Genomic DNA, 17,364 nt, shown 5'->3' on the forward strand with positions numbered 1-17,364 from the left:
TAAGAAACGTTTCAAGTTCTTCTACTGAAAACTTAGAAAACAGATTTTCAAACATCGGTGCGGTTTTCTTAACAATCATTTCTACCTGAGATTTGCCTTGTTCGGTCAATCTCACCAGTCTCACTCGTCCATCACTTTCTTGTTTAAAAACCTTGACCAAACCTTCTTTTTCCATGCGTTGAACGATTTTGGTAGTCGTTGGGATCTTCATTAATGCTTCGTTAGAAATCTCTGAAATGGCTAGCGTTTCATGTTCTCTTAACAGTAATCCGACTCGCCAGCGTGATGAATCCATGCCAACCGGTTTTAGCGTTTTTTCCATTTCTTGATTATATAAAGACTCTACGCGAGCCACCCAGTAAAAAGGGTATTGACGATAATTAAATTTTTTACTATTTGGAAGATAGGGTGATTTTTCTGTTTGCATTTTTTGTTTCCTAAGGCTGTATTTTTAATTTTATTGTAGATGTGAAAATAAATTTAGTCAAAGTATTTGACATTTCAACTAAATTTAACGATACTTTTAATCAAGCTATGAATTTGAAAGGATTTGAAATGAATGATTTTACAGTGATGTTCCCATTATCAGATACCAATCAACTAACGGTTGCGATAAAAGACAGTATTGACGTTATCGGAACTGCTACCCAATTGGGTAGTGATGCCTGCTCTAGTGTTTTGCCTGCCGAAAAAGATGCCATCATTGTTCAACACCTTAAGACAAATCATTTTTCTATTATCGGAAAAACGGTCATGCATGAGCTTGCTTTTGGTATGACAGGGATTAACCGCAGTTATGGTACACCAGTCAATCCATTATATCCTAATTTGATTCCTGGAGGCTCATCGAGCGGTTCTGCAACGGCAGTGGCGAGCGGTAAAGTTGATGTAGCGATTGGTACCGACACAGGCGGTTCAGTACGTATGCCTGCTGCTTGCTGCGGTGTTTACGGATTTAAACCTACTTTTGGTTTGGTGAGCCGAGAGGGTGTTTGGCCTATCGAATCATCATTAGACTGTGTGGGTGTCTTTGCAAAAACGCCTGAGCTCATCACCAAAACCATGAAAGCGATTTCACCTGAGTTTGAAGTGCTGACACTACAGCAAGAAACGTTAACGCTGGGCTGGTTAGAGACGGATTCAGACGAACGTATCAACAGCACTATTAAGAATGTGTTGACTGACTGTTCATCGATTGAGCTAAAGCCCGTACAACTTCCAGATTTAGACAAGGCATTTCAGGCAGGGCTTACTATCATTAACCGTGAGACATGGCTTGCCTGCAAGGATTTTTACGAGACAGGTAAGTTGGGTCAAGATGTGGCCACTCGTCTCGAAAAAGCGAGCCATACCACCGATGAGGCTGTGTTAGAGGCTGAAACAATCCGAGCCGAATTTATAGCGCAAGTAGATGAGGTGTTAGAAGATACTCGCGTGTTGGTCATGCCAACTCTCCCGCATTTTCCTATGACGTTAGAGCAAGTGGTAGCGGGAAAAAACGATCTGACCATCTCTAAACTGGTACGCCCATTCAACTTGTCTGGTCACCCAGCTTACGCCATACCGTGTGATTCTGACTTTGATTTACCCATTAGCTTACAGTTGGTTGGTCGCAAAGGTGATGATGCATTTTTATGTGCAGTGGCTGAGTGCTTGGCCGCATCATGCTCACAATAGCTTATTTTACAACAATCGATTTTATATTCACAAACTACTAACATTTACATGAAAAAGGAATTTCTATGAAAGATCTAAAACCCCTTATCGACCATCCAAAACTGAATGAGCTACTTAGCGATATTCGCCAGCGTGCTGATGACTTTGAAGCACAGCGTCATATTGACCAAGATATTATTGAACGTTTCAAAGAAATTGGCGTATACCGTGCGTTTGTACCAAAGCGTTTTGGCGGTGATGAACGTAGCCCTACAGACTTTCTAAGCCTCATCGAAACCATTTCTATGGCTGATGGGTCAGCAGGTTGGGTTGCCAGCTTTGGTATGAACCCTTTCTATTTAGGTGGTTTGCCTTTAGAAACTATCGATAAAGTATGGGCCGAAACGCCTGACGTGGTATTTGCCGGTGCTATCTTTCCTATGAGCCCTGCTCAAGAACAAGACTACAGCTATATTGTTTCTGGTCGCTGGAAGTTTGCCAGTGGTTGTAAAGGCGCATCATTAATCGGTGTCGGTATCAAACCTGAAACAGAAGGTGCGTTACCACGCATGGCTGTTATGCCAGCAGAACAAGTAACCATTGATGAAACATGGGACATGATTGGCATGCGTGCCACAGGCAGCCATGATGTGGTTTCAGACAATGTGACCGTACCTAAAGAATGGACCTTTGTACGTGGTGGTAGTCTCAGTTTGACTGAGCCACTGTTTAAGTATCCATCTTTATCTTTAGCCACCCAAGTATTGGCAGTCACCACATTGGGCTTGGCCCGTGAAGCGCTAAATATTATTACTGGTGAGGCACGTGGCCGTAAGTCTGTTACTGGCGCGCCAAACCTTGGTGAGCGTGAATATGTGCAAATTGCTATCGGTAAAGCAGAAGCAAAAATACATGCTTGCAAAGCTTTTTTCTATCAAGCAACCGATGATGTTTGGGCAACTATTATGGCAGGCGATGAGCCCAGTGATGCACAGATTAACCTATTACGATTGTCTAGCTCGCATTTGACGCATGAATGTGTAGAAGTCATACGCACCGTATATAAACTAATGGGTATGACGAGTGCCCAAAATAGCCATGCAATGACCCGTATTTATAGAGATTCTTCACTTGTAGCACAGCATGCATTTATGGGTGAAATTACCTTTAGAAATGCAGGTGCGATGGCATTTGATCACGCACCATACCCAGGATATTTATAACCCAACGTTTAAGGTTTCTTTAAACGTACAACCACTCTAAAAAAGGATATTTCAATGGAAAAGTTAGATTCACACCGCGTCTTGTTTTGTATCGGTATCAACCAAAACTTTATGGACGCACCAGCTGCCGAGATGAAAGATGTTTGGCAAGCATTCAGCCAAATGATGCAAAACGTCGATGAGCTACCAGGCGTCAACATTTTAGGCATTATGGACGACGATAGATTACAAGTCGGTGCTGCTAATGCTGCACCATGGATGGCTTATATCATGGCTGACGTGCCTGATATCGAAACCATCATTGCTGCTTGTAACTTCTTCAGAACCATTCCAGTGGGCGATGGTACTTATAAGCTTTGGAAATATTGCAAAGTCGAAGCACGTATCGGCCGTGAGTTAGTCGTTCCTGAATAAGCTTCTCTTAACTATATAGGCATTATTATGACAACAGAAACAGTAGCCAGCCTAAGCAAACGCATTTGGGTGTTAGAGCAAGAAAAAGAAGTCCGTGCTTGTATGCAACGTTATATGTCGTTGTGTGATGTGCTAGACATGGGCTTTGATTTGTCGTTACTGATGGATTTGTTCACATCAGATGCGGTTTGGCAAGGTGTGGGTAAGCGTTATGCAAAGACATTTGGGGCGTATGAAGGAAAAGACGCCATTGCGAAAATGTTTGAAAAATACACATTACCGCCCGCACACTTTGTTTTTAACTCGCATTTTTTGACCAATGAGTTTATTACCGTATCAGAGCAAACTGCAGAAGGCACATGGCTACTGCTTCAAACCGCAACCTTTCATGATGGGCGCTCGCAGTTGAGTAGTGCCAGATTGACCGTAAGCTTTATGCTTGAAAACGAACAATGGAAAATTAAACACTTCCAGACTGAAAGCCTGTTTAATCGCCCTGTTGATACCCCTTGGGACGTGGATAAGGAATTGCCCACCCCAAAATAATCATGAAATGACAAATAAAAAAGTTCAAGGAGAGCCAGATATGTTAAATGAAAAACGTATTCCAGTCAGTCAATTAGTAGCCCCTGAAGGCGATAAAGTATTGTCTGAGATGTACACAGATGAGCAAGTATTCGACAAAGAAATGGATGCAATTTTTGACAATACTTGGGTATGGGTCGGCCATGAGAGTGAGATATCAAAAAAAGGCGATTATAAAACGGCCCGTATCGGTCGCCATTCAGTCATCGTATCACGTGACAGAAAAATGGATATCCATGTATTGGTAAACCGTTGCCGTCATCGCGGTGCAACCATTTGTGAGAAACACAAAGGTAATGCGCGCAGTTTTGTATGCCCTTACCATGGTTGGGGTTATGGACAAGACGGTACGTTACGCGCTATACCAATTGCGGGTCCTTATGAGGGTGTGATTGAGAAAGAAAATCTGCCACTTATCAGCTTACGCATGGAATCTTATCAAGGTTTGATTTTTGCTACTTTTAATAATGATATCGAACCGCTAGAAGACTTTTTAGGTGGTGCGAAAAAATGGATTGACTTGTTTATCAAACAAGGTGGTGGCTATCCAATCAAAACGTTGGGTGAGCACCGTTTTCGCTTCCCAGGAAACTGGAAAATTCAGCTAGAAAATACGACTGATGCCTACCATTTTCCAATCATTCATAAATCGTTTATCTCATCATTAGATGGTGATACTGCAGAGATTTTCGACTTTTTGGAAGGTGACGGTTTTGTAGAGGATTTGGGTAATGGTCACAGTGTGATGGTGATGATTCCTGAGTTAGTAGATTTAGAAGAAAACTTAGACGACCCAATTCCTAAGCGTTTTGAAGCACTGGCGGCAGAGTTAACCGCTGAAGGCCATAGCGATGAGAAAGTTCGTAAATTGGTTCGTGCCGCAGCGGGCTCAGGGTTTAACTTAAACCTATTCCCGAACGTGGCGTGTTCAATGGCTTTCTTCCGTGTATTAGCACCTATCGCTGTTAATGAAACTGAAATTCAACATATCGCTATCGGTGGTGATGGCGCACCAGATACCTTTAACAAAGCCCGTATTCGTTTGCATGAGCATTTCCAAGGCCCAATGGGTTTCGGTACGCCAGATGATTCTGAAGCATGGGAACGTGTTCAAAAAGGCTCGCAAAGCGGCACCAACGAATGGATTTTAGTGAACCGTGGTCAAGAAATGGTCAAGCAAAATGAGCTCGGCAATGACTATAGCACCGTGTGTTCAGAAGTCGGTATGAAAGCGGCTTATAAGCAGTGGGCAAAAATGATGGGCGAATGGGAACAGGGAGAATAATGATGAGTAACGATATATACGTTAGCGTTTCGGCATTTATTGACTACGAAAATGATTTGTTAGATGCCAAGCAATACGATCAGTGGTTGCCTTTGTGGCAAGCCGACGGTGTGTATGTGGTGCCAATTGATACCTCAGATGACGATTACGTGAGTCGTTTGAACTATGCTTATGATGATGCTGACATGCGTAGAATGCGCGTGGCACGTTTGATGAGTGGCGAATCTGTATCGGTTGAAAGCAATGGCGGTACCATTCGTTTGACGTCTCGTTTACGAGTGAATGAGACCGAAAATAATATCATTGAGGCTCGCTGTGCCTTATTGATTAACGAAAGCCGTCTTGGTGTTCTTAAGCAATATGTCGCAAATATTGACTACAAACTTGTACCTAACGGTGACAGCTTTGTTATCAAGCAAAAAGTAGTCAAGCTGATTAATGCAGAAGACTACCTACGCACCATCAGCTACATCCTTTAATCCATCGGTATCTGTTAAGAGAGTGTACTTATGAAAGATGTCATCGTAATAACAGGTGCTGGTCAAGGTCTAGGCGAGTGTATCGCCAAGGCTTTGATCGCTAACGGTTTTTGTGTCGCAATTACCGACGTTAATAAAGAAAAAGCCGTAGAAGCCGCCACTAGAGTAAGCAGCAGTACAGATATTGCTGCTGGCTTTAAATTAGATGTGACCCAAAAAGCAGATTTCGAACAAGCATTAATCGATATCGAAGCGCATTTTGGGCAGGTGCAAGGTTTGGTTAACAATGCAGCACTCACCTTAACCACACCAGTAATGGATGTGACGGCCGAAGAGTTCGATAAGGTGTTGAGCATTAATTTACGCGGTACATTATTTGGTTGCCAAGTTTTCGGTGCCTATTTTGCCGATAAAAACTACGGCCGTATCGTCAACATGACGTCATTAGCTGGTCAAAATGGTGGCGCCGCGGCAGGGGTGCATTATGCCTCTAGCAAAGGTGGCATCATCACTATGACTAAAGTGTTTGCCAGTAATTTAGCGGCAAAAGGCGTAACGGTAAACGCCGTGGCCCCAGGCCCTATGGATTTACCAATTGTACATGAGTTGGTATCACCTGAAAGACTTGCTCACTTATTGGAAAACGTCATTCCGGTGAAAGCGTTGGGTAGCCCTGACTTTATCGGATCGATGGTGTCACAGTTAGTAGACCGTAATGCCTTTGGTGTGACAGGCGCGACATGGGATGCCAATGGTGGTTTATCAATGCGTTAAACGCTACTGATATGCACCTGATATTTTGGCAGTACGGCAATAGGATTGTCTAATAATCGCGACAGTTTGAATGTCCATATTGCCAAAATAGCGATTGGTTTAAAGCACATTTTTTAAAAGCCAGCGACTCTCAAGTGCTAGCAACTGTTAAAAAGCAACAAATGATTAAATACTGCCAATGGTTAAAAATGGGTCGTTATTAAAAGCCACAGTTTGTTAAACACCGTTCAATGTTGTTAAAAATAATGCTTTGTTAAAAATGACCACCCGTTAAAAGCCACGATTTCTGCATGCTGTGTGATTGGAGATTGGCGTAGGCAGAAAATTCTTAACCCTTCAATCAAATTTATGACAGGACTTAATCAATTATGAATAACTTACTTAATGTAACCATTACCGAAAGACAAATGATGTCCTCCGATGTGGTGTCACTTACCTTGACCAATGTAGATGGTTCACCATTACCTGCTTTTAGTGCAGGGGCGCATATTGCAGTTCATGTAAATGATGACACCATTCGTCAATACTCGCTTTGCAGTGCACCAGACGAAACCGCATTTTATCGTTTAGGTATATTAAAAGATCCTAAGTCACGCGGTGGTTCTATTGCGATTCATGAGCAATTAAAGGCGGGTGACACGGTCACTATCACTGAACCCAGTAACTTGTTTCCACTTGATATGACCGCTGATCACAGTATTTTAGCAGGCGGCGGCATTGGTATTACTCCAATGATTGCGATGGCCTATACCCTAAAAGCGGCAGGCAAATCGTTTGACTTACATTACTGTGTCCGTTCGCATAGCGAAGTCGCATTTTTAGATGAGTTACAACGCGATTTTGGTGATGAATTAAAAGTGCATTGCGATGATTTAGGTGACGAACAACGCTTAAACCCAGCCGTAGATTTTGGTGAAGCGGCAGCTGGTACCCATGTCTACACTTGTGGTCCATCAGGTTTTATGGACTGGATAATGGGCAGCGCGAAAGAAATAGGTTTCAAAGACAAGAATATTCATTTTGAATATTTCAGTGTCGAAGTAGACAGTACGGGTGAAGCATTTACCGTGATTGCTGAGCAAAGCGGCAAAACCATCTCTGTCTCTAGTACTCAAACCATTATGCAAGCATTGTCCGATGCGGGTATCAAGGTGGAAGTATCTTGTGAGCAAGGTATTTGCGGCACTTGTATTGTCGATGTACTAGAGGGTGAGCCGGACCACCGTGACCAATTTTTAACTGATGATGAAAAATCTGACAACGATCAAATAGCCGTTTGTTGCTCACGATCTAAGTCATCGACATTGGTATTAGATATTTAGTAGTGATGGCTTTTTATTAATAGGTATGTAAACAATTATTTGATTGCTATGGATAGCGTAGGGTTTTTTAGTGCGTTACTTTGCGTATAAGCCCTTTATTTTTAGTGAATCTTTTTCGTTAAATTCAGGAGAGTGTTATGTCAAATTTTGATCCCAAAGAACTGCGTCAGGTATTTAGCCAATTTCCGACAGGTGTTACTGTCATTACGACCCGTACGGCAGAAGGTGAGCCGATCGGTGTGACTGCCAGTAGTTTTAATACTGTATCAGTGAGCCCTGCGCTTATCTTATGGAGTATTGATAAAGGTGCACATAGTTTAGAGGCTTTTCAAAACTGTGAATATTTTGCAGTTAACATCTTAAGTGACCAACAAATTCCACTTTCTAACCGTTTTGCTGGACGTGGCCAAGATAAGTTTAGCGACGTTGACTATACCAATGGCTTAGGCGACAGCCCTTTACTGCCAGAAGCATTGACACAATTACAATGTAAAAACTGGAACATTTACGATGGCGGTGATCATTTAATTATGGTGGGTGAAGTGGTTGATTATAAAATTGCCGACAATGCCCGTCCACTCGTTTTTTCTCAGGGCTCTTATGCTCAAGCCAGTCCACATTATGATGTTTTAAACACCAAACAAGTAGACGTGTTAAATCAGCATGATTTTCTAGAAGACCACATACTCTATTTATTGAGAGCCTCTTATACCCAACTTAGCAAGGTTTTTTATGATCGCCTAAATGAGGCGGCAGGTGTTAGCCCTGAGTTATGGCGCATTTATGCTTGCTTGGCTGATGGTAATCCTTTGGATTTAGACACCTTAGGACAGTTTGTTATGCAACCTAAAACTGCCTTATTGGATGCATTAAAGAGTATTGGTGCTCATGTACAGTGTGATACCCAAACGGCCTGTTTAACTGCGGAAGGTGTGCAAATCGCGCAAAAACTATTAGCGATTGAAAAGCAGTACAAAAAAGAGCTAGCCGATCGTGTGGAAGGTGATAGCTACAACGAAATGAAAAATACATTGCGTACTTTATATTCTAGGGAGATGTTGTAGCACCGTGCCTGATGCTATGTCATCAGGCTTAGTGTCATCATTTTTTTAACATGACCTCACATTATCAACGAAAGGATTCAGCAATGAAATTGGCTTCATTTTTTTCAATGACAATACTCGCAACGGTTGGTTTGCTTGGTTGTTCTAACCAAGCAGATACCAATGCCGATGGCTCGTCTACGAACTCTCAAGACACGACGACCCTACGGTTTTCATATTATTGGCCTGCTACCTCAAACATGAACACAGAGATATTTGAACCTTGGGCTAAAAAGATAGAAGCTGATTCTAATGGTCGCCTAAAAGTTGAGCTGTACCCCTCAGCCACGCTCAGCGAACCAGGCGCAACCTATGATGCCACGGTCAAAGGCATTGTCGATATCGGCTCTCAAGCGCATGGTTTTACCAGTGGTCGCTTTCCTCTGACTCAAATAGCAGAGCTGCCAGGGCTTTCTAATTCTGCGACACAAATGGGCTGCATCGTACAAACACTATATGACAACGGCACCATTGCTAGTGAATACGAAGACTCGCACTTACTATTTGCCTATGGTGCAGGCCCAGGTGTGTTGCATACAACCACTAAACCTATTAAAAAACCTGAAGATATGAAAGGCCTGCGTATGCGCCATCCCTCGGTAGTGGCGGCCAGCCTTATGGAAAATATGGGTGCATCGCCTATAGGTTTGCCTTCTAATGATATTTATACATCGTTACAGCGCGGTGTTATTGATGGTCTAAGCTTACCTTGGGGTGCGGTTGAAACGTTTAAAATTGATGAGTTGGTGAAATATCATACCAATATTCCTTTTTATAGTTCGGCGGCATTGGTAACGATGAATAAGCAAAAGTATGACAGCTTACCTGATGACTTAAAAAGTGTGATTGATGATAACTCAGGTATGGCCATGGCAAAAAAAGTGGGTGAAGTATTGGATAAGGAAGATCAAATCGCACTGAAAAACGCTAAAGCATTAAGTCAAGAAGTAACAGATATTCCAGATCCTCTTAATAATCCCGCATGGAAAGGCATTCTATTAGAAGGTACACAACAATATCTTGATGATGTGACTAAGCTCGGTCATGACGCGCAAGATGTTTACCAAAAAACCCAAGCGGCTAGCGCTGCCTGTAAAGTCTAACTTAGAGGAGCTACCTATGGAATACCTGGTGAAAACCAGTAATTTTATCTCAAGACTGTGTCAATTTATTGGCGGTCTCAGTCTTATTATTATTGTGCTTACAACCATGCTAGACGTAACCGCCCGTTATCTATTCAAACTCACAGGTGGTGAGTTTGGATTTACCGTCAAGGGCAGTGTCGAAATTGTCTCTTATTTCATGATGTTCGCATTATTGGCCGCTTTTGCCTCTTTTGTCGAACGCTCTCAAATCATCGTTGATGTATTCACCCAGAAAATGCCTCAGTCCATCAAAGGCTACATGATGGGCTGCTTTATGGTGGGCTTTTTTATCCTAGGTATTGTGTTTGCGTGGGGGCTTTATGAGAGTGCTTTCGATGCTATAGAGTACGGTAAGGTCACTCAAGACCTTCGAGTATCTATGATGCCTATTTATGCCTTTAGTGCCTTCTTAAGTCTATTACTCGCCATTCGCTCTTTAATCGAATCCATCAATATCTTTAAAACAGGCGAGTTCTTTGACGCCGAGGAGACAGGCGCATGAGTCCAGAAATTATCGGTGCGATTGGTTTAATTACTATGATATTGCTGGTCATTGTACGAGTGCCTGTAGCGCTCGCGATGTTAGGAGTTGGTCTGGTGGGTTTTGGTGCAGTGACTGCGCCAAGCGCTGCGGTACAAATGCTTAAAGACATTCCAGTAGATGTATTAGCCAAGTATGACTTTAGTGCGATTCCATTGTTTGTGTTGATGGGGGTATTTGCCACGCATTCTGGCATGGCAGGTAAGCTTTTTGATGCCACTAGAACTATATTTGGCGGGGTTAGGGGGAGTCTCGGTATTGCCGGTATTGGGTCATCTGGTATCTTTGCCTCTATTTCTGGTTCTTCACTGGCGACTGCCTCTACTATGACCAAAGTTGCCTTACCGCAAATGGAGAAATACGGTTATCAACCTGGCTTTGCCTGTGGTATTTTAGCCGCTGGTGGCACGTTAGGTATTATGATTCCACCCAGTATTGCCTTGCTGGTTTATGCCATTTTAACCCAGCAGTCAGTTGGCGATATGTTTATTGCTGGCTTTTTGCCTGGAATGCTTGGTATGGTGATGTATTCAATCACCGTGATGATTATGGTACGTTGGAAGCCGCATTTAGCACGTCGCGGTGAGTCCACTTCTTGGAAAGCCAAGCTATTATCACTAACCGGACTTATACCCTTTAGCTTTATCTTTATCGTGATTATTGCGGGTATCTTCTTTGGCTTATTTACGCCAACAGAAGGCGCAGCAGTGGGCGCATTTGTGTCTTGGGCTTATGCGTTTGCCAAAGGCATGCGTATGAAAGGACTGAAGCAATCACTCATTGAGACGCTTGCGTTGTCAGCGGTAGTATTTTTTATGCTACTGGGTGCCGAAGCTTTGGGTTACTTTATCTCAGTATCGCGCCTGTCTTATACACTCGCAAATTGGATTGGTACGCTAGCAGTGAGTCCCATGGTGGTTCTTATCTGTATTCTCATCATGTACTTTTTGCTTGGGTTGTTTATGGACGCCTTAGCGATGCTGGTAATTACCATTCCAGTCGTGTATCCAATCATTGTGGCGTTGGGATTTGATCCGGTTTGGTTTGGTATTGTTGCTGTGTTGACGGTGGAGCTTGGTCTGATTACGCCGCCGATGGGAATGAATATCTTTGTGATTAAGGCGATGGCGCCGCATATCAAACTTTCTGAGATGTTCAAAGGGGTTATGCCTTTTATTGTGTCTGATGTGATTCGACTGGTAATCTTGGTCGCTTTCCCTGCAGTATCTTTAGTGTTGTTGAGCTAACAGATATAGTCAGGCAGTAAAGGCTATATCCAAAGGCCATATTGTTCCTATAACAACATGGCCTTTTTTTGTTTCTTGAAAAAACAAAAGGCGTACCATTATATTTAAGATACTTAGGCGAAGCACATAGAACGATGCGAATCGCCGCGATTTTCTTAGCAATGGGTTAAAAAAGGACACCTATAGGTGTCCTTTTTTAGTCAATTTTTTAGAATATAGTCAGTTACTGGCAGATTAGATACGGTGTCAGTTTTCACTTGGCCTGCTATGTGTAGAACTTTCACTCGGCTTCCTTGTATCCCAATTATCTTGAACTGGCCATATCAATAGTATTAAAAAGTGAAAAACTAAAAACGTGAGAATCGATAAGGCGCCGGGTCAATCAAAGGCGTCGTATCCATTACTAAATCGGCAGCCAATTGTCCTGCGGCAGGCGAGGTGCCAAAACCATGACCACTAAAGCCGATGGCAACGGTCAATCCTGGCACTGCATCTATATTAGCAATGACTGGGTTAGAATCAGGTGTCACGTCAATAGCACCGCCCCATTCATTCTCAATCTCAGCATCTTGAAAAACAGGCCAAGCTTGTCTAAGGTTATTCAGCGCGTCTTGATTGAAGCTTTGGTTAATAGGAGGATTGAAGGTACGTACTTTTTCAAAGGGGCTTATTTCATCTTTTGTCCAGCGGCGACCCAGTTTCCAGTCTTCTATAAAAAAACGGTTCAGGCGTATATGCATCATATCTTTACCATGTTTAAGTGCCCCTAAAAACTGTGTGCCAATTTTTAGGTGGTCAATGGTCAATGGTGCATCTAACGCACCACGTTGCATCATGATAAAACTACCATCGATGTGTTTGCGGAAAGAAAAATTAGGAGCGCCCACCGCTATATCGATAGGAATATGCGGTAACGGCTTGGTTTTAAATACTGACAAAAACAAAGGTAGTGTAGGGAAGTGTATTCCCATATTACCTAAGAAACGACGTGACCACGCACCAGAAGCCAGTAATACATTGTCGCATTGAATCTCACCATGCTCTGTAATCACACCTGAGACACGGCCTGCTGTTGTCATTAATGTGCGTGCCGAACAATTTTCAATCAATATCGCGCCTTTCCTTTGGGCAGCATTGGCAATAGCACTGGCAGCAAGTTCGGGTTCGGCACGACCATCAGATGGTGTATATAGAGCACCTTTCCAATCACCGATACCATTGGGTACTAGCTCATCTATTTGGCTTGGTGTGAGTAGCTTTGAGCCAAGCTTCAAATGATCGATTGATTTTAACCAATTCTCGTACCCTGCTATATCAGTGTCAGTTTTACCTAAAAACATAATACCTGATTGGCGATAACCCACATCAGCACCGACACGCTCATTCATACCAGCCCACAATCTATCGGACTCTACTGCTAGTGGCACATCATTTTCGGCACGGCTCGTTTTACGTACCCAGCCTAGATTACGTGACGACTGCTCACCAACAAAACGGCCTTTTTCTAGTACTACTACTGGTACGCCTCGCTCGGTAAGGGTTAACGCGGCAGTTAATCCAACAATACCGCCACCAATAATGACAACTGTCGTTTTCTTTGGCAATTCAGTTGCAAGATTGACAATTGGTTTTATGATAGGTGCCATTGGAACCGTACTCCTTGCTGATTAATGTTATATACGGCCTGTGCAGGTGGCTTATTGTTGACCAATGTTAATGGTCACGTTTTCTGCAGTTGATGCGCCTTTATATGCCGTTACTTCTATTTCTACTTTGTAGACACTAGAGCTTAGTGGTGGGCAGCTGACAGTAGTGGCAGGATCAACACCTTTGAATTTTTCACCAAAGATTCCCATAACAACCATGGCATCTTTGGGGTCTTGGATAAATACACGTGTCATGACAACGTCAGCTAATGACGAGTCTACCGCGTTAAGTGCACGTTCGATATTGGCGAATACTTGTAGCGTTTGTTCTTCTAAGTCTTCAGCAATCTCTTTGGTTTCTGGACAACGGCCTGCCGTATTAGACACAAAAATCAGGTTGTCGACACAAACCAAGCGTGAATAACTGCTTTTTTCTTCTAATACTGAACCTGTTTTTAATTTGGTAACTTTTGTCATGTGAGTTCTCTTATTTGATGTTAGTGGATGGATGTTTTATAAATATAGGGATGATAAATAGATAACTGACTAAAATAGTCACATTGCCGTGTTATAAGCACTTATCAATGTATTTTGGTCAAGGGATTTTAGTCAGCTATTATTGTTATTAAAGCGTGTTGTTTAACGTAGTACTGGGGTATCCCATAAGTTGAGTTTCACACCAATACCTTTTTCGATCGCGTTACGATATACGACGGTGGCCCAAGCCACATCTTCAACTGGCATACCACCAACAGACATCACCATGATTTCTTCATCATTTTGGCGAGCAGGGGTGACACCAGCAACAATTTCACCAAGATCTTCAAGCTGATCCATGGTCATTGAGCCTTGTTCAATCATATCCATAAAGCGCATACCTACCAAGGGTATGTGGTTATGGGCAGGTTTAGGCACTTCTTCGTACCAAGCAGTGTACAAACCGATACTGTCCATGACTTTACGTACGTCTTTGCCACTCATGCCTTCATCCAAACTACAGCTTGCTGGCATGGCTAAAAAGGCACCAGGTTTCACCCATTCGCGTTTAACGATTGGGTAGGTCGATGGATCGCCCACCTCGCCTGAATTACAATAGGTCACCAGATCAGATCCTCGAACGACCTCTTCAACAGAGTCGACGATTTTGACGTTAACAATCTGAGGAAAGGTTTCAGCGAGCCATGCCGTAAAGCTGTCCAAACTTGCCTGGCCACGTCCTTTTATTTTGATGGTATCAACGTCTGGACAAGCTGCCATAAAAGAGGCAACTGTTGTTTTACCCATGACGCCTGGCCCTAAAAGCCCAATCACTTTTGAGTCTTTACGCGCGAGGTGGCGTGCCCCCACACCAGGGACTGCACCTGTTCGATAGGCTGATAATAGGTTAGCTGACATGTATGCTAATGGTGCTGAAGTAACGACATCGGTCAATGTGAACATCAAAATAGAGCGTGGTAAGCCTATTTCGCGATTGGCAATGTTTGAGCCATACCATTTCACACCGCAAGTCTGAAAGTCACCACCAAGGTAAGCTGGCATCGCCATTAAGCGACGATCTGCTGTTGGTTTAGGCATGGTTGAAAAAGGGGATTCCTCAGGGAAAGTAATCATAGCGCCATGAGAGTCACTATTGGGGCCGGCCATACGATAGTCACCCTTTTGTAATAGGATGAACATCTCTTCCATGGTATCTACGCACTGTGCCATATCGGTCACACCAGCAGCGATCATGTCTGGTTCTGATAGGTAGATAAAATCTATCTGGGTACTCACATTTTCCTTTGTCATGGTGTCTTTATGTCCTTATTGGTCTGTAATGTTGGTGACCATTTAATATTTACATATTATAAAAACCATGCATAGAACAAATCGGAAGTAGCGCATAAATATAAGATGGCTTTCTTCAGAGTAACAGGACAAAACAACGAGAAGTTAGTGTAAGGAGATGTATGGCGACAGGTTTAAAAAAACCTCTAAAATAAGGGCTTAGGGGTAGTCAGTGTGATGACTTTGCAAAGTAAAGCTCAAACAGAATAAATAGTCTTACATGATGCAAAAAAGGCAAAATAAAGAAAAAAGAGTGCAAAAGGGTATTCAGATAAAAATCACGATGTAAACAGTATCGTGAACATTCAAAATAGCTTAAGTGGAGGAGTGAAGCAGTGGCTAGGCTTTATAACTATACTGCTTTAAAATATTCTGAAATTCTTTTGGACCTTGGCCGTTGTATCGCTTAAATTGTCGGCATAAGTGAGACTGATCTGAGTAGCCCATATCTGTTGCCAGATCTATCAAACGCTCGCCATTACTTTGCATCAATTGATCTAATACTTGTTGATATCTCAAAATGAGGTTAAATGCTTTTGGCGATAAACCGTAATAGTTGTTAAATGAACTGCTGATAGTTCGGACGGAGTAACCACTTTGTTGGCTTAGCTCAGCAACGCTGATATTACCGCGGTGCTGTAGCATCAGTTTGATTAACGTTTGCGATAAATCAGAGGATTCTACTAAGCGCTGTCGATGCACACACACTTGCTGAAAAGCGGTTATCTGTTGCTCAAATGTGTGACACTCAGCAAGCCTTGCAAGTAGCTGCGTAGCTAGTGGCGAAATACTTTGTAGAGGTACGGTCTGATCAACAATGTCCTTTGGTTTGATAGATAAAAAATCAGGCATCATACCGATTTGATAACGAACACCAAAGTAAGAACATTCTTTTTCAATAAAAGTGCTGCCTAGTATTCTTGAGCTACCACATACCCATGCTTCGGGCTTGTCATCATGTAATTTGATAATAATATCAATACTGCCATCGGGTACAACGTTAACCGCCATCGCTGCTTGGTCTAAAGTAAAACAATAAAAATGTGAGATACCATCACGATTGACCTGTTTTTTCTGATAACTATTCTGTGCATATAGCATGAAATATGGCTGGATGGGTCTAATCAAATGTGTATTCATGAGATATCCTTATCTATGGTCATACATATATGGAAAGTACAGTAACGTTTAATGTAAACAAATAAAAGCTGTCACATGGTTAATGGTGTTTTTCAGTTTTAAAAGTTTGTGTTATACAAATTCAGGGTTAGCTTTACTTTTCTATCATCTACATCTAACTAGATTCAGTCTAAGACTAGAAAGAAAAAATCAATGTCAAACCAATTATCTATCTCGTCCCTAATCACTACAAAAAAGTAAACAAAAGTTGTTTACTTATATCGGTATTATGTGGCACTACTCATTTACTAAACTAAAATTTCACACCGTTTTGTCCTGGCTAAATATTTAGGTTGGAATTGTAGATAGACCAATAAAGAGTGCCAACCCCATCTTTACTCAGTAGTTTTCATCTGCATCTGCGCTTACAGAATCTATCATTATTTATAATAATCAACTATCTCTTACTTAGATTTGGGACAAGAAATCCTTTGCACCAGTCAAGCCATATTCTCTGATTTGTATCTATGAATACCTCATCAAAAACAAGTTATGCCTTGCTGCAGTAGGTAATGACTATATTGGTTCTGGTTTAATCTTGCTAACGTTGGCTATTAATACAGGATTTACAATAGAGCATGAACACAATATATCAATGATTATGACTACAACATTAATTCCGCAAACATGTCTAATAACGTGGCTTACCGTGTAAACCAATAGGGTTTACTTGGAATAATATGAAAACAAAAAATTCTGACTGGCTTATTGTTTTTAAATCCAGAATTTCATTCTATTTAGAAGAATTGAATGGTAATACTAATCTCATTTGCAGCCTTTTCGGTGAGTTAACGACAGCAATATTTTTATCAAAAAATCGTTCAATATATTCACATTTTTTTAGGTTTATCACGTTTTTATTCCGGCTATCAAAGCGAGAAATAATCCTAAAAAATATTATCAACTATTGTAGATAATTAAAATAAAGTGAAAAAAAT

At 42.0% G+C, this 17,364-nt stretch carries 17 protein-coding genes; 12 read left to right on the forward strand and 5 right to left on the reverse strand.

Annotated features, from left to right (window positions below; genetic code table 11):
- Window positions 1–427: MarR family winged helix-turn-helix transcriptional regulator (locus ACZW67_RS12640; RefSeq protein WP_465183538.1), on the reverse strand; the 427-nt coding region annotated here is incomplete at its 3' end.
- A 128-nt stretch (window positions 428–555) separates the two neighbouring features.
- Between ACZW67_RS12640 and ACZW67_RS12645 the strand changes: the two genes are divergently transcribed.
- From ACZW67_RS12645 to ACZW67_RS12700, 12 genes are all read left to right on the forward strand, one after another.
- A complete protein-coding gene (locus tag ACZW67_RS12645; protein ID WP_465183539.1) occupies window positions 556–1,677 on the forward strand; it encodes an amidase in 1,122 nt (373 codons plus the stop codon).
- 65 nt (window positions 1,678–1,742) lie between these two features.
- Entirely contained in the window at window positions 1,743–2,879 is a 1,137-nt protein-coding gene (locus ACZW67_RS12650) for an acyl-CoA dehydrogenase family protein (RefSeq protein ID WP_465183540.1), read from the forward strand.
- Window positions 2,880–2,933: 54 nt separating this feature from the next.
- Window positions 2,934–3,293: an IacB protein gene (locus ACZW67_RS12655; RefSeq protein WP_465183541.1), complete on the forward strand. Its 360-nt coding sequence runs from the start codon at window positions 2,934–2,936 to the stop codon at window positions 3,291–3,293.
- A 27-nt stretch (window positions 3,294–3,320) separates the two neighbouring features.
- A complete protein-coding gene (locus tag ACZW67_RS12660) occupies window positions 3,321–3,839 on the forward strand; it encodes a nuclear transport factor 2 family protein (protein ID WP_465183542.1) in 519 nt (172 codons plus the stop codon).
- Window positions 3,840–3,879: 40 nt separating this feature from the next.
- Window positions 3,880–5,163, forward strand: coding sequence for an aromatic ring-hydroxylating oxygenase subunit alpha (locus ACZW67_RS12665; protein WP_465183543.1), 1,284 nt, complete (start codon window positions 3,880–3,882; stop codon window positions 5,161–5,163).
- A 2-nt stretch (window positions 5,164–5,165) separates the two neighbouring features.
- Entirely contained in the window at window positions 5,166–5,642 is a 477-nt protein-coding gene (locus tag ACZW67_RS12670) for an aromatic-ring-hydroxylating dioxygenase subunit beta (protein ID WP_298809954.1), read from the forward strand.
- Between the two features lie 30 nt (window positions 5,643–5,672).
- Window positions 5,673–6,416 (forward strand): SDR family NAD(P)-dependent oxidoreductase, encoded by a 744-nt coding sequence (locus ACZW67_RS12675; protein ID WP_465183544.1) that lies wholly within the window; start codon window positions 5,673–5,675, stop codon window positions 6,414–6,416.
- A gap of 368 nt (window positions 6,417–6,784) precedes the next feature.
- Window positions 6,785–7,738, forward strand: coding sequence for a PDR/VanB family oxidoreductase (locus ACZW67_RS12680; RefSeq protein WP_465183545.1), 954 nt, complete (start codon window positions 6,785–6,787; stop codon window positions 7,736–7,738).
- A 137-nt stretch (window positions 7,739–7,875) separates the two neighbouring features.
- Window positions 7,876–8,802, forward strand: a complete 927-nt coding sequence (locus tag ACZW67_RS12685) for a flavin reductase family protein (RefSeq protein WP_298809945.1) — start codon at window positions 7,876–7,878, stop codon at window positions 8,800–8,802.
- Between the two features lie 83 nt (window positions 8,803–8,885).
- Window positions 8,886–9,944 (forward strand): TRAP transporter substrate-binding protein, encoded by a 1,059-nt coding sequence (locus ACZW67_RS12690; RefSeq protein WP_465183546.1) that lies wholly within the window; start codon window positions 8,886–8,888, stop codon window positions 9,942–9,944.
- 16 nt (window positions 9,945–9,960) lie between these two features.
- On the forward strand, window positions 9,961–10,488 hold the full coding sequence (locus ACZW67_RS12695; protein ID WP_298809937.1) for a TRAP transporter small permease: 528 nt from the start codon (window positions 9,961–9,963) through the stop codon (window positions 10,486–10,488).
- Window positions 10,485–11,774 carry a TRAP transporter large permease gene (locus ACZW67_RS12700; protein ID WP_298809934.1) on the forward strand — a complete coding sequence of 430 codons (1,290 nt, stop codon included), beginning with the start codon at window positions 10,485–10,487 and terminating at the stop codon, window positions 11,772–11,774. The genes ACZW67_RS12695 and ACZW67_RS12700 overlap by 4 nt, the downstream gene beginning before the upstream one ends.
- 347 nt (window positions 11,775–12,121) lie before the next feature.
- Here the strand turns inward: ACZW67_RS12700 and ACZW67_RS12705 are convergent, their stop codons facing one another.
- From ACZW67_RS12705 to ACZW67_RS12720, 4 genes are all read right to left on the reverse strand, one after another.
- Complete coding sequence (locus ACZW67_RS12705) at window positions 12,122–13,420, reverse strand: NAD(P)/FAD-dependent oxidoreductase (RefSeq protein WP_465183547.1); 1,299 nt, start codon at window positions 13,418–13,420, stop codon at window positions 12,122–12,124.
- Window positions 13,421–13,471: 51 nt separating this feature from the next.
- Complete coding sequence (locus ACZW67_RS12710) at window positions 13,472–13,897, reverse strand: Rid family hydrolase (protein WP_298809927.1); 426 nt, start codon at window positions 13,895–13,897, stop codon at window positions 13,472–13,474.
- Between the two features lie 162 nt (window positions 13,898–14,059).
- Window positions 14,060–15,208, reverse strand: coding sequence for a tyramine oxidase subunit B (locus tag ACZW67_RS12715; RefSeq protein ID WP_465183548.1), 1,149 nt, complete (start codon window positions 15,206–15,208; stop codon window positions 14,060–14,062).
- A gap of 378 nt (window positions 15,209–15,586) precedes the next feature.
- A complete protein-coding gene (locus ACZW67_RS12720; RefSeq protein WP_465183549.1) occupies window positions 15,587–16,387 on the reverse strand; it encodes a helix-turn-helix domain-containing protein in 801 nt (266 codons plus the stop codon).
- Between the last annotated feature and the right edge of the window lie 977 nt (window positions 16,388–17,364).

This window comes from Psychrobacter sp. TPE 89C, from assembly GCF_055522395.1.

Bases quoted from the DNA above. Each gene is read 5' to 3' on its own strand.
- ACZW67_RS12645 (WP_465183539.1), top strand. From the start codon at position 556: ATGAATGATTTTACAGTGATGTTCCCATTATCAGATACCAATCAACTA.
- ACZW67_RS12650 (WP_465183540.1), top strand. From the start codon at position 1,743: ATGAAAGATCTAAAACCCCTTATCGACCATCCAAAACTGAATGAGCTA.
- ACZW67_RS12655 (WP_465183541.1), top strand. From the start codon at position 2,934: ATGGAAAAGTTAGATTCACACCGCGTCTTGTTTTGTATCGGTATCAAC.
- ACZW67_RS12660 (WP_465183542.1), top strand. From the start codon at position 3,321: ATGACAACAGAAACAGTAGCCAGCCTAAGCAAACGCATTTGGGTGTTA.
- ACZW67_RS12665 (WP_465183543.1), top strand. From the start codon at position 3,880: ATGTTAAATGAAAAACGTATTCCAGTCAGTCAATTAGTAGCCCCTGAA.
- ACZW67_RS12670 (WP_298809954.1), top strand. From the start codon at position 5,166: ATGAGTAACGATATATACGTTAGCGTTTCGGCATTTATTGACTACGAA.
- ACZW67_RS12675 (WP_465183544.1), top strand. From the start codon at position 5,673: ATGAAAGATGTCATCGTAATAACAGGTGCTGGTCAAGGTCTAGGCGAG.
- ACZW67_RS12680 (WP_465183545.1), top strand. From the start codon at position 6,785: ATGAATAACTTACTTAATGTAACCATTACCGAAAGACAAATGATGTCC.
- ACZW67_RS12685 (WP_298809945.1), top strand. From the start codon at position 7,876: ATGTCAAATTTTGATCCCAAAGAACTGCGTCAGGTATTTAGCCAATTT.
- ACZW67_RS12690 (WP_465183546.1), top strand. From the start codon at position 8,886: ATGAAATTGGCTTCATTTTTTTCAATGACAATACTCGCAACGGTTGGT.
- ACZW67_RS12695 (WP_298809937.1), top strand. From the start codon at position 9,961: ATGGAATACCTGGTGAAAACCAGTAATTTTATCTCAAGACTGTGTCAA.
- ACZW67_RS12700 (WP_298809934.1), top strand. From the start codon at position 10,485: ATGAGTCCAGAAATTATCGGTGCGATTGGTTTAATTACTATGATATTG.
- ACZW67_RS12705 (WP_465183547.1), bottom strand. From the start codon at position 13,420: ATGGCACCTATCATAAAACCAATTGTCAATCTTGCAACTGAATTGCCA.
- ACZW67_RS12710 (WP_298809927.1), bottom strand. From the start codon at position 13,897: ATGACAAAAGTTACCAAATTAAAAACAGGTTCAGTATTAGAAGAAAAA.
- ACZW67_RS12715 (WP_465183548.1), bottom strand. From the start codon at position 15,208: ATGACAAAGGAAAATGTGAGTACCCAGATAGATTTTATCTACCTATCA.
- ACZW67_RS12720 (WP_465183549.1), bottom strand. From the start codon at position 16,387: ATGAATACACATTTGATTAGACCCATCCAGCCATATTTCATGCTATAT.